At 71.4% G+C, this 12690-nt stretch carries 7 protein-coding genes and 1 pseudogene; 5 read left to right on the top strand and 3 right to left on the bottom strand.

The annotated features are described in order from the left end of the window. Positions 1-121: 121 nt before the first annotated feature. On the bottom strand, positions 122-2590 hold the full coding sequence (uvrA, locus tag ACFQ9Z_RS31935; protein ID WP_383027290.1) for an excinuclease ABC subunit UvrA: 2469 nt from the start codon (positions 2588-2590) through the stop codon (positions 122-124). A 320-nt stretch (positions 2591-2910) separates the two neighbouring features. Between uvrA and fdh the strand changes: the two genes are divergently transcribed. The 5 genes from fdh to ACFQ9Z_RS31910 all read left to right on the top strand — a co-directional run bounded on the left by fdh (position 2911) and on the right by ACFQ9Z_RS31910 (position 11109). Beyond that, the gene (gene fdh / locus ACFQ9Z_RS31930; RefSeq protein WP_383027287.1) at positions 2911-6201 is read left to right on the top strand and encodes a formate dehydrogenase; all 3291 of its coding nucleotides are present in this window, start codon (positions 2911-2913) and stop codon (positions 6199-6201) included. Next, positions 6198-7217: a 4Fe-4S dicluster domain-containing protein gene (locus ACFQ9Z_RS31925; RefSeq protein ID WP_383027282.1), complete on the top strand. Its 1020-nt coding sequence runs from the start codon at positions 6198-6200 to the stop codon at positions 7215-7217. The genes fdh and ACFQ9Z_RS31925 overlap by 4 nt, the downstream gene beginning before the upstream one ends. Further along, complete coding sequence (gene nrfD / locus ACFQ9Z_RS31920) at positions 7214-8275, top strand: NrfD/PsrC family molybdoenzyme membrane anchor subunit (RefSeq protein WP_383027279.1); 1062 nt, start codon at positions 7214-7216, stop codon at positions 8273-8275. The genes ACFQ9Z_RS31925 and nrfD overlap by 4 nt, the downstream gene beginning before the upstream one ends. A gap of 432 nt (positions 8276-8707) precedes the next feature. After that, entirely contained in the window at positions 8708-10123 is a 1416-nt protein-coding gene (locus tag ACFQ9Z_RS31915; RefSeq protein ID WP_383027273.1) for a cytochrome ubiquinol oxidase subunit I, read from the top strand. After that, entirely contained in the window at positions 10120-11109 is a 990-nt protein-coding gene (locus tag ACFQ9Z_RS31910) for a cytochrome d ubiquinol oxidase subunit II (protein ID WP_383027268.1), read from the top strand. Before ACFQ9Z_RS31915 ends, ACFQ9Z_RS31910 begins: the two co-directional genes overlap by 4 nt. A 309-nt stretch (positions 11110-11418) precedes the next feature. Here the strand turns inward: ACFQ9Z_RS31910 and ACFQ9Z_RS31905 are convergent, their stop codons facing one another. Together ACFQ9Z_RS31905 and ACFQ9Z_RS31900 are read right to left on the bottom strand one after the other, a co-directional pair. Further along, positions 11419-11964, bottom strand: a complete 546-nt coding sequence (locus ACFQ9Z_RS31905) for a hypothetical protein (RefSeq protein WP_383027263.1) — start codon at positions 11962-11964, stop codon at positions 11419-11421. Positions 11965-12274: 310 nt separating this feature from the next. After that, a pseudogene (locus ACFQ9Z_RS31900) lies at positions 12275-12690 on the bottom strand (glutathione-dependent formaldehyde dehydrogenase); the annotation flags it as partial.

Raw genomic sequence — 12690 nt, 5'->3', positions numbered from 1 at the left:
TCGTGGCACAACCACGGCCAGGGTGCTCGTCATCGGTTCGGTCACCGGGTCGCTTGCCGCGCACTTCCGATGGGCGTGGGCGGCACCGCGGCCTCGGGCAGCGGGCCCCTCGCGCTGTCCGTCAGGAGCGCGCGAGCCGGGCCGCGAGATAGGGCGCGGTGGCGCTGCGGCGGGCCCTCGCCACCGTGGCCGGCAGACCCGCCGCGACCACCCGTCCGCCCGCGTCGCCGCCGCCCGGTCCGAGGTCGACGACCCAGTCGGCGGTGGCGATCGTGTCCATGTCGTGCTCGACGAGGACGACCGTGTTGCCGGCGTCGACGAGCCGGTGCAGCTGCCGCAGCAGCAGCGCGATGTCCGAGGGGTGCAGCCCCGCCGTCGGCTCGTCGAGCAGGTAGAGCGCGTGCCCGCGGCGGGCTCGCTGCAGCTCGGTGGCCAGTTTGATGCGTTGCGCCTCACCACCGCTGAGTTCCGTCGCGGGCTGGCCCAGCCGCAGGTACCCCAGTCCCACCTCGCGCAGCGTCTCCAGACTGCGGGAGGCGGCCGGGACGGCGGACAGGAACCTGGCGGCGGCGTCGACGGAGAGCGCCAGCACTTCCGCGACGTTCTTGCCGCGGTAGGTGACTTCCAGCGTTTCGGCGTTGTACCGGGCGCCGTGGCAGGTCGGGCACGGCGCGTAGGTGCCGGGCAGGAACAGCAGTTCCACCGCGACGAATCCTTCGCCCTGGCAGGTCTCGCACCGCCCTTCGGGCACGTTGAAGGAGAACCGCCCGGCCGAGTAGCCGCGCGCCCTGGCCTCGTCCGTCGCCGCGTACAGCTTGCGCACCGCGTCGAACATTCCCGTGTACGTGGCCAGGTTGGACCGGGGAGTTCGGCCGATGGGCCGCTGGTCGACCCGGACCAGCCGGTCGAACGACTCGACCCCCGACGCGTCCTGGACGTCGGCCTCGAACTGCGCCTCGTCGGGCTCCTCGGGCACGAGTCCGAGGTGGCCGCGGACGACCTCGGCGAGCACCTGCGTCACCAGGGTCGACTTTCCGGAACCGGACACGCCCGTCACCGCCGTCAGTACGCAGAGCGGTACGTCGACGGACACGTCGTGCAGATTGTGGCGGGAGACGCCGCGCAGGTGCAGCCAGCCGTGCGGGGTGCGCGGGCGGTGATCGAGGGGCTGGGCGCGCCCGAACAGGTACTGGCCCGTGGCCGACTCCCCGACCCGCTCGAGACCGGCGACCGGGCCGCTGTACAGCACGTGTCCGCCGCGCTCGCCCGCGCCGGGGCCGATGTCGACCACCCAGTCCGCCCGCCGTACGACGTCCATGTCGTGCTCCACGACGAACAGCGAGTTGCCCGCCGCCTTGAGGCGGTCCAGCACGTCCAGCAGCGGTTCCGCGTCAGCCGGGTGCAGGCCCGCGGAGGGTTCGTCGAGGACGTAGACGACGCCGAACAGCCCCGAGCGCAGCTGGGTGGCGATCCGCAGGCGCTGCGCCTCGCCGGGCGACAGGGTCGTCGAGCGGCGCCCGAGGCTGAGATATCCGAGGCCCAGGTCGAGCAGTACGTCGATCCGCGCGACCAGATCGCCGCAGATCCGGACCGCGACCTCGGTCGTCTCCCCGGATCGGGCGGTCGACGTGGCGGCGTCGGCCTCGGACCGCCTCGCGACGGGCCGCAGCAGCGCCACGACCTCGGTGAGCGGCATCGCGTTGATCTCGGCGATGGAACGTCCGGCGAAGGTCACGGCGAGCGCCTCGGGCCGCAGTCCGCTGCCGTGACAGGCGGGGCAGGGCACACTCCTGACGAACCGGAGCGCCCGTTCGCGCATCTTCTCGCTCTTGGAGTCGGCGAGGACGTGCATGACGTGCCTGCGGGCGCTCCAGAACCTGCCCTGGTAGCCGTAGTCGACGCGGCCCTCCTCCGGCTCGATGTACACGGAGGGCTGCTCGTCCGTGTACAGCAGCCAGTCCCGGTCCTTCTTCCTGAGCCTGCGCCACGGCCGGTCGATGTCGATCCCCAGGCCGTGCACGACACTGCGCAGGTTGGCGCCCTGCCAGGCGCCCGGCCAGGCGGCGATCGCCCCCTCGCGGATGCTCAGCGAGGGGTCCGGGACGAGCAGGTCCTCGGCGACGTCGTGCACGACGCCCAGTCCGTGGCAGTTCGGGCAGGCGCCGGCCGCGGTGTTGGGTGAGAACGACTCGGCTTCCAGCCGTTCGGCCCCGGGCGGATAGGTGCCGGCGCGGGAGTACAGCATGCGCAGCAGGTTGGACAGCGTGGTGATGGTGCCGACCGTCGAGCGCGAGCTGGGCGACCCGCGTCGCTGCTGCAGGGCCACGGCCGGCGGCAGTCCGGTGATGTCCTGCACGTGCGGTGCGCCGACCTGTTGCAACAGCCTTCGGGCGTACGGTGCCACGGACTCGAAGTAGCGCCGCTGGGCCTCCGCGTAGAGCGTGCCGAACGCGAGCGAGGACTTGCCCGAACCGGAGACGCCGGTGAAGGCGACCATCGCGTCCCGCGGAACGTCGACATCGATGTTCCGCAGGTTGTTCTCACTGGCGCCCCGTACACGCACGAAGGGGTCGCTCGCGTCCTTGCTCACCGTTCCTGATTACCCGATCGCGCCGGGAACCGCGCGACAGACGCTGTCACCGGGCCCCGCTCACACGAGCCCGGTGGCGCGCTCGGCCGAGTGGCTAAGACCCAGGTCCCGAGTGAACAGGCGATTCGGGAGCCCCGGCAGCGATCGATGAGGCGGCTCACCCGGGCCGGGGTCGCGGGCACCGGACCGGCCGGGCGCTCCGCACCGATCCGCCGGCGCCGTCGTTGCAGCGGTGCCTGGCCGCCCGGCGTCGACTTGCACTCGGGCCCCGCGCGAGTAGCGTCGAGCAAGGCGTACGCCACCCACGAAGGAGCGAGCGTATGGGCCTGGAACGGTGGATCGGCCAGTGGCCTGTGTACCGGCAGCTCACCGGACCCGACCGGCTTGGCCGGGGCAAGGCGGCCGAGTCCCCGCGCTCGGCGGCTCTCGGACCCCGCACCGACCGCGCGGACCGAGTCGCGGACTCCGTCTGCCCCTATTGCGCCGTGGGCTGCGCGCAGCGCGTCTACGTCAAGGACGAGCGGGTCATCCAGATCGAGGGCAACCCGGACAGCCCGATCTCGCGCGGCCGGCTGTGCCCGAAGGGATCCGCCAGCAAACAGCTCGTCACCGGCCCGCAGCGCGAGCAGAAGGTCCGCTACCGTCCGCCGTACGCCACCGAGTGGCAGGACCTCGATCTGGACACGGCCATGGACATGGTGGCCGCCCGGGTGCTGGACGCCCGCCGCCGGGGTTGGCAGGACACCGACGAGTCCGGGAACACACTCCGCCGCACCATGGGCATCGCCGGCCTGGGCGGCGCGACGCTGGACAATGAAGAGAACTATCTGATCAAAAAGCTGTTCACCGCTCTGGGCGCGCTCCAGATCGAGAACCAGGCGCGTATTTGACACTCCGCCACGGTTCCCGGTCTGGGAGCCTCGTTCGGACGCGGCGGCGCCACCGACTACCAGCAGGACCTGATCAACGCCGACTGCATCGTCATCATGGGCTCGAACATGGCCGAGGCCCATCCGGTCGGCTTCCAGTGGGTGATGGAGGCCAAGGCACGCGGCGCCAGGGTCATCCACATCGATCCGCGCTTCACGCGGACCAGCGCGCTGGCCGACCAGCACGTCACGCTGCGGGTCGGCACCGACATCGCGTTCCTCGGGGGCGTCGTCAACCACATCCTGTCCAACGACCTGCACTTCAAGGAGTACGTACAGGCGTACACCAACGCCCCGTTCCTGCTGAGCGACCGTTACCAGGACACCGAGGACCTGGACGGACTGTTCAGCGGCTACGACCCGCACACCGCCTCCTACGACCCCTCCAGCTGGACGTACGAGGGCGTCGAGGCCGAGGAGCGCCCGGGGACGCGTCACAAGGAGCAGGCCGCGGCCTACCAGCACGGTGCCGGGGGCCCGGTCGTCGCGGGAGCCGTCGGAGACATCGCCGCCGACCCCACGCTGCAGCACCCACGCTGCGTCTTCCAGGTGCTCAAGCGGCACTTCGCCCGCTACACCCCGGAGATGGTCGAGCGGATCTGCGGGGTGCCCCGGGAACGGTTCCTGGACGTGTGCCGGGCCTGGACGGACAACTCCGGCCGGGAACGCACCGCCGCGCTGGTGTACAGCGTCGGCTGGACCCAGCACTCCGTCGGCGCCCAGTACATCCGGACCGGTGCGATCATCCAGCTGTTGCTGGGCAACATCGGCCGCCCCGGCGGAGGCATCTACGCCCTGCGCGGGCACGCGAGCATCCAGGGCTCCACGGACATCCCGACCCTGTTCAACCTGCTGCCCGGCTACCTGCCGATGCCGGACACCACCCACGACGACCTGACCGCCTACCTGGACGGCATCCGCCGCCCCGACCAGAAGGGGTTCTGGGGCAACGCCGACGCCTACATGATCTCCCTGCTCAAGGAGTACTGGGGTGAGGCGGCGACAGCGGACAACGACTACTGCTTCGACTACCTGCCCCGCATCAACGGCGACCACGGCACCTACCGCACCGCCATGGACATGGTCGACGGGAAGGTCTTCGGCTACTTCCTGCTCGGTCAGAATCCCGCGGTCGGGTCCGCGCACGGCCGCCTCCAGCGCCTCGGCATGGCCAACCTGGACTGGCTCGTCGTCCGCGACCTGACCATGATCGAGAGCGCCACGTTCTGGAAGGACGCCCCCGAGGTCGAGACCGGGGAGATCGTCACCGAGCGCTGCCGCACGGAGGTGTTCTTCTTCCCCGCCGCCTCGCACGTGGAGAAGGCCGGCACCTTCACCCAGACCCAGCGGATGCTGCAGTGGCGGGACAAGGCCGTGGAACCGAGCGGCGACCAGCGGTCGGATCTGTGGTTCTTCTACCACCTCGGCAGGCGCGTCAAGGACGCACTGGCCGGCTCGACCGACGACCGCGACCGGCCCGTGCTCGACCTCACCTGGGACTACCGCACCGAGGGCGACGAACCGTCCGCGGCGGACGTGCTGCGCCGTATCAACGGCATCGACCTGCGGACCGGCCGGACCATCGGCGGCTACACCGACCTCAAGGCCGACGGCAGCACGGCCTGCGGCTGCTGGATCTACAGCGGCGTGTACGCCGACGAGACCAACCAGGCGCGGCGCCGCAAGTCCCGCTTCGAGCAGGGGCCCTACGATCCCGAGTGGGGCTGGACCTGGCCGCTGAACCGGCGGGTGCTCTACAACCGTGCCTCCGCCGATCCGCAGGGCAGGCCCTGGAGCGAGCGCAAGGCCCTCGTCTGGTGGGACGAGGACCGCGGGGAGTGGACCGGATACGACACCCCGGACTTCGAGAAGGACAAGCCGCCCCACTACCGGCCTCCCGAGGGCGCATCGGGGCCGCAGGCCCTGAGCGGCGAGGACGCGTTCATCATGATGTCCGACGGGAAGGCGTGGCTGTTCGCGCCCACCGGCCTGGCGGACGGCCCGCTGCCCACCCACTACGAGCCGCACGAGTCGCCCGTGCGCAACCTCCTGTACGGCCAGCAGGCCAACCCCACGAGGAAGGTCTACGGGCGCCGCGACAACCCCTCCAACCCGGCTCCCCCCGAGGCGCACGGGGAGGTGTTCCCCTTCGTGTTCACGGCGTCGCGGCTCACCGAGCACCACACCGCCGGGGGCATGAGCCGCCGGCTGCCGTACCTGTCGGAGCTGCAGCCCGAGCTGTTCGTCGAGGTGTCGCCGGAGCTGGCGGCCGAACGCGGCCTGCGCCACCTCGACTGGGCCCACGTGATCACCAGCCGGACAGCGGTGGAGGCCCGCGTCTTCGTCACCGACCGGATGGCGCCGCTGCGTGTCGAGGACCGGACCGTCCACCAGGTCTGGATGCCCTACCACTGGGGCAGCACCGGGCTCACCACCGGCGACGTCGTCAACGACCTGATCGGAGTGGTGGCCGACCCGAACGTGCTGATCCAGGAGAGCAAGGTCCTGACCTGTGACATCCGCCCCGGACGACGGCCCAGGGGACCCGCCCTCCTCGCGTACGTGCAGGACTACCGCCGCCGGGCCGGGATCACACCGGAAACCGGCACCCGGGTCGCGACGACGGGTGACGACGACCGGCCGACCCACATCGAACCCCACCGGGGGGAGGATTCCCCATGACGGACGAGCACAGTCTGTACGGGCCTCTTGAGGACCCCGCCGCGGACGCCGGCCACCGCGACCACCCGCCCAGGGTCGGCTTCTTCACCGACACCTCCGTGTGCATCGGCTGCAAGGCGTGCGAAGTCGCCTGCAAGGAGTGGAACGACGTCCCGGACGACGGCCTCGACCTGCTGGGCATGTCCTTCGACAACACCGGCATGCTCGGCGCGAGTTCCTGGCGGCACGTCGCCTTCATCGAGCAGGAACGCCCACTGGGACGACAGGACCCCGGCCTGTCCGACCTGCCCACCGGGCCCTCGGCCACCGAGCACACCGCCGAGGTCGTCGCGGACGCCCTGCGGGACGCGCCCCGGGGCGGTGGCGAACTGGGCACCGAGCCCGTCGACCTGGGCTTCCCGTCCTTCGACCTGCCCGGCGCCGGTACCGGCGCGGAGACCCGCACCGACTTCCGCTGGCTGATGTCCTCCGACGTGTGCAAGCACTGCACCCACGCCGGATGCCTCGACGTCTGCCCCACCGGAGCGCTCTTCCGCACCGAGTTCGGCACCGTGGTGGTGCAGCCCGACATCTGCAACGGCTGCGGCTACTGCGTGTCCGGATGTCCCTACGGGGTCATCGACCGGCGGCCCGACGACGGCCGGGCCTGGAAGTGCACCCTGTGCCACGACCGCCTGCGCGGCGGCCTCGAACCCGCCTGCGCCAAGGCCTGCCCGACCGACTCCATCCAGTTCGGGCCGCTCGACGAACTGCGGGAGCGGGCCGACCGGCGACTGGAGCAGTTGCACGAGGCGGGCGTGGGCGAGGCACGGCTGTACGGGCGCGATCCCGAGGACGGAGTGGGCGGCGACGGCGCCTTCTTCCTGCTGCTCGACGAACCGGAGGTCTACGGGCTGCCGCCGGACCCCGTCGTGCCCACGCGTGACCTGCCGTCCATGTGGAAGCACGCCGCGGTGGCGGCCTCCGCGCTGCTCGCGGCCACCGCCGCCGTCTTCGTCAGGGAGGGTCTCCGATGACCGACGATGACGGACTCCTGCGCGAGCCGCGCAGCGACGCGGGCGCCGCCGACCTGCGTGCGCCCACGTTCGGCGCGGGCCGCGACCGGCACGACGACCAGGGCGTCGCAGCGGACTCGGAGTTCCGCTCCTATTACGGGCGGCCGGTACTGAAACCGCCGGTGTGGGAGTGGAAGGTGCCGGCCTACCTGTTCACCGGCGGCCTGTCGGCCGGTGCCGCCCTGCTCTCCGCCGGCGCCGACCTGACCGGCCGTCCGGCGCTGTGCCGCGCCGGGCGCCTGGGCGGCTTCGGTGCCCTGCTGGCCAGCAGCTACCTGCTGATCGCGGACCTCGGTCGTCCCGAACGCTTCCACCACATGCTGCGGGTGGCCAAGCCCAGTTCACCGATGTCCGTCGGCACATGGATCCTTGTCGCCTACGGACCCGGCAGCGGCCTGGCCGCCATGACCGAGCTGCTGCCGAGCTCACTGCGCGCCGTGCTGCCCGGCCGCCTGCCGGCTCGGGTCGGCCGCTTGGGAGGTCTGTCCTCGGCCGCGTTCGCCCCCGCTCTGGCGTCCTACACCGCGGTGCTGCTCTCCCAGACGGCTGTGCCGGCCTGGCACGAGGCACGCCGGGAGCTGCCCTTCCTGTTCACGGGGTCCGCGGCGGCGAGCGGCGCGGGGCTCGGGATGCTGCTGGCCCCCGTGCACGAGGCGGGCCCTGCCCGGCAGCTCGCGGCCCTCGGGGCGGGTGCCGAACTCGTCGCCGCCCGGCTGATCGAGCGCCGGCCGGCCCTGGAGACCAAGGCGTACACCAGGGGCCGGGCCCATCGGCTGCGCCGGGCGTCCGAGTACCTCACCCTCGCCGGTGCCCTGGCCGCCGTCACCGTCGCCCGCCGGAGCCGCCCCGCCGCAGCCGTCGCCGGGCTCGCCCTGCTGGCCGGCAGCGCCCTCCAGCGGTTCGGCACCTTCGACGCGGGTGTCGCCTCGACCAAGGACCCGGCCTACGTCGTGGTTCCCCAACGCGCACGTCTGAACGCCCGTGGCGGGCGGCACCGGCATGGCGACCAGACCGGATGACGTCGTGCCCGACGGGATGGTCCGGAACACGAGGGAACCTCCGGAATGGGCCGGGCTGGACCGGCCGACAGGAAACGCCCCAGGAAACGCCCCCGAGGCGGCGGCCGACGGCGGGCCGGTGACCGCGAATGCCCGGCAACGGTGTAGGCGGCCACCGTCATAGCGACCTGAGGTAATTCCTCAGGCGCCGCGACTGTGCAAACCCGGCCTCGGTGGCCGGTGCCTCGCGCCGTGCTCGGGGCATGCCGGAAGGTGCTCGCCCTGTCCACTGACCGGCGGCGACGAGATGGCCCTGGAGGAGGAAACCGGCGAAACCGCCGACCGCTGGAGCGGGAAATGCCGCGGAATGGCCGTTTACCATCGAGCGCGGAAGGCAAAGCATCTTCGGAATTCCCCCGCCGTCCGCCGCCGTCCGAGCCGGAAAGAAAATACATGGTGCTGTCTGCCCTGCTAGCAGCCGCCGACCCGCCACAACTCCTGCCCGCGCGTGAGCAGATGGCGTTCACACTCGGCTTCCACATCATTCTGGTGCCCTTCGGCGTCGCGTTCACTTTCATGATGCTGGTCTGCCACTACCGGGGGCTGCGCCGCGACGATCAGCAGGCGCTGGTTCTCGCGCAGCGATGGTCCAAGGTGGCCGCCGTGCTGTTCGCGGTGGGGGCCGTGTCCGGCACCGTGCTGACGTTCGAGCTGGGGCTGCTCTGGCCCGGGCTCATGGGCAGGTACGGGCCGGCCTTCGGTTTTCCGTTCGCCGTCGAGGGTCTCTTCTTCTTCCTCGAAGCAATCTTCGTGGCCATCTACATCTACGGCTGGAAAAGGCTACCGCCGTGGCCGCACTTCTTCACCGGCGTCGTGGTCACCCTGGCGGGCGTCGGCGGAACGGCCTCCGTCATCGCGGCCAACAGCTGGATGAACCAGCCCGCCGGAATCACGGTGCGGAACGGGCGTGTGGTGGGCGTGAGCCCGTCCCAGGTCTTCTTCAACGGCGCGTTCTGGTGGGAGATGGTGCACATGCTCCTCGCGGCGTACATCGTCGCGGGCTTCATGGTCGCGGGCGTGTACGCGTGGGGCCTGCTCAAGGGACGCCGGGACCACTACCACCGGCTGGGGTTCGCCGTGCCGTTCACGGTCGCCGCGATCGCCATGCCGCTGCAGTTCCTCGTCGGGGACACGATCGCCCGCCAGGTGTACGACAGGGAGCCGGCGAAGTTCTCCGCCATCGAACTGGTGCCGACCACCGGTGATCACGTCCCGGAGACCCTCGGCGGCGTCTTCGTCGACGGCAAGGTGCGCTACGGCATCCAGCTTCCCGACGTGGCCTCGGTCCTCGCCGGTTTCACCCCGTCCACCAGTATCAAGGGCTTCGATGCGATTCCCGCGGCGGTACGCCCCACGGACTCGGTCGTCAGCATCGTGCACCTCGCCTTCGACGTCATGGTGGCGACCGCGTCGCTGCTGCTCCTGCTGGCACTCTGGTTCGCCTGGCTGTGGTGGCGGCGGCGCGAGGTGCCGACCAACCGCTGGTTCCTGCGATGCTCCGCGGTCTCCGGGCTGGTCGCGCTCGTCTCCCTGGAGAGCGGCTGGGTGGTGACCGAGGTCGGCCGCCAGCCCTGGACCGTCGTGGGACTGCTGCTGACGCGGAACGCCGTCGCCACGCAGGGGAACCTGTGGCCCCTGTTCGCCACGGTCCTCGTGATCTACGCGTGCGTCGCCGTCGGCGCCCTGTACGTCCTGCGCACCCTGCGCCGCCGCTGGTCGGAGGAGGGCGCGGAGGCCGCCGTGGTCCCGTACGGCCCCCGGCCGGCGCCGGCGACGAACGGGCGCCCCTTCGGAGGAGATGACGCATGAGCGATCTCATCGCCGTGGTCCTGTTCGTCGGGGTCATCGCCTACGCCCTCTTCGGAGGCGCCGACTACGGGGCCGGCTTCTGGGATCTGACAGCCGGCGGCGCCGCGCGGGGACGTCCCGCACGCGAGCTGATCAACGTCTCCATCAGCCCGGTGTGGGAGGCCAACCACACATGGCTGATCTTCTGCTTCGTCACGATCTGGACAGCCTTCCCCCAGGCGTTCACCGCCATGACCACCACCCTGTACATCCCCCTGGGCCTGGCGGCGCTGGGGATCGTGGCCAGGGGCTCGGGCTTCGCCTTCCGGCACGCGCTGACCCGAGGGCGGGGAGAGCTGATCAGCGGTGTCGCCTTCGCCTGTTCGTCGGTGCTGACCCCGTTCTTCCTCGGCACCGTCGCGGGCGGGATCGCCTCCGGTCGCGTCCCCTCTGCGGGGCACGGCGACGCGCTGTCCAGCTGGCTCAATCCGACCTCCGTTCTCGGCGGCGTCCTCGCGGTCACCGTCTGCGCCTACCTCGCCGCCGTGTTCCTCGCCGGACAGGCCCAGCGCCGAGCGGACACCCGCATGGAGAAGGCGTTCAGCCACCGGGCCTTCGGGGCGGGCATCGTTGCGGGTCTGGTGGCGCTCGTGGGCGTCTTCGTCCTGCGTGCGGACTCCCCGCGCCTGTTCCACCGGCTGAGCACGGTGGGTGCACCGCTCCTGGTCGTCTCAGGCCTGTGCGGCCTGGCCGCGCTGCTCATGCTGCGCAGGGGCCGCCCTCCTGTCGCGCGCACCCTGGCCGCCATCGCGATCACCACCGTCGTCGGGGGATGGGGAGTGGCTCAGTACCCGTACCTCCTGGGCACCCACCTGACGATCCAGCAGGCGGCGGCTCCGACGGCCACCTTGTGGGTGCTGATCGCGGTGTCCTTCGTCGCGGTCGTCCTGATCGTGCCCTCGCTCCTTCTGCTGTACAGCCTGCAACTGCGACGCAAGCTCGGCTGACGGGGAACCGCCGCCACCGGAACGCCGCGCGCGGCGTCGTCCGGGTCACGGTCCGTCGCGGGGCGGTGAGGTGGTGCGACAGGATCCGCCTCTGCGCGGTCACCGCCGTCCCCCGAGACGGCGCACATCGTCACCGCCGATGCCGGCCCGGCGCACCCACGGGTCCCGGCCGTGGGAGGCGGCCATGCTCCCCGCCTGCCTCATCGCCCTCGCCGGCGGTCCCGTGTCGCTGCCCGCGGAGCCACACGCGCGGCCGAACATCTGCTCATGATCCCGCCGGACGCGCCGCGGCCTCCCTGGCGCAGCGGCTCAGCCGACTGTGGTGGCCAGTGCCTCCTCGGCTTGGCGGACGCGCCACTCCTCGATTCTTTCCTGCTGCCGCCGGGCTCGTTCGAGCAGCGTGTCGAACCGGGCGGGGTCCAGGCGCTCGTCGGCGGCGCTGAGGCGGCGCAGGACCTGCCACCCGGCCGCCTTTCCCTCGACCCCCATCCGCAGGACCTCCAGGTCCAGCATGGTGCCGAGCGGGGACGGGCGCAGCAGGCGGCCGTTGGGCTTCAGCCGTCCCAGCTTCTCGCCCGCCCAGCCCGCGCACACCTTGTAACGGCGAACGGGAACGCCGAGATCCCCCATGATGTCCAGCAGCGCTGCCCGGTCCTGGGCGATCTCGGCCGCCACGGGCTCGATCGCGCGGCCGAGCGCGGACCCGCGGGCGGCGCGCGCCAGGCGGGTGGCGCGTTGAGTCCCGGCGGTGGCGCCGGCGAGGTGGTCGTTGAGATAGATGCCGAGCAGCCTCATGTCGACACCTGGTCCTGCTGGGCGGCTCCGGGTCGCGGTGGAATGCGGAAGGGTGTTCATCTGCGGCCTCCTTCGGCTCCCGGGGATCGGCTCGCGTGTGAGCGGGTGACAGGCAGCGCGGAGCCGGCTGTGAACAGGGGTCGATCCGGCCCGCGAGGGAGGTGGTAGCTCTGTCTGAGGAACGCGGCCATGTTCTGCAGGGCCTGCCGGTATCCGTCTTCGACGTCGGTTGCGGTACAGGGCGCCGTACCGGGAGGAGCGGCTCCCGCACGCCGCTCGTCCCGGTCCTCCGGGTCGCCGATGCCGGCGGCGAGCAGTTCCTGCCACCGAGAATCCGGCCGCTGGGCGCCGCAGTTCATCGGCGCGTCCCTCACGGCTTGAGGACGACCTTCTCGCAGTGGTCCTTCTTGTTCTTGAACAGGTCGTAGCCGGTCGGTGCCTCGGTCAGGGGCAGCCGGTGGGTGATGATCCGGGTGGGGTCGATCTTGCCCTGCTCGATCAGACCCAGCAGCGGTTTCATGTACCTCTGCACGTGGCACTGGCCGGTGCGCAGGGTCAGGGACCTGTTCATCCAGGCACCCGCCGGGAACTTGTCGATCAGCCCGCCGTAGACGCCGATGACCGACACCACGCCGCCGCTGCGGCAGGACATGATCGCCTGGCGCAGGGCGTGCGGCCGGTCGCTCTCGGCGCGGACGGCCTGCTTGGCGCGGTCGTAGAGCTGCACGTGGGAGGCGCCGTGTGTGGCCTCCAGGCCGACCGCGTCGATGCACTTGTCGGGGCCCC

It is taken from the genome of Streptomyces sp. NPDC056580, assembly GCF_042793175.1.
In the GTDB taxonomy this organism is placed as follows: Bacteria; Actinomycetota; Actinomycetes; order Streptomycetales; family Streptomycetaceae; genus Streptomyces.
The sequence above is the reverse complement of the archived record's forward strand: the minus strand, read 5'-3'. Positions and strand labels throughout refer to the sequence as shown.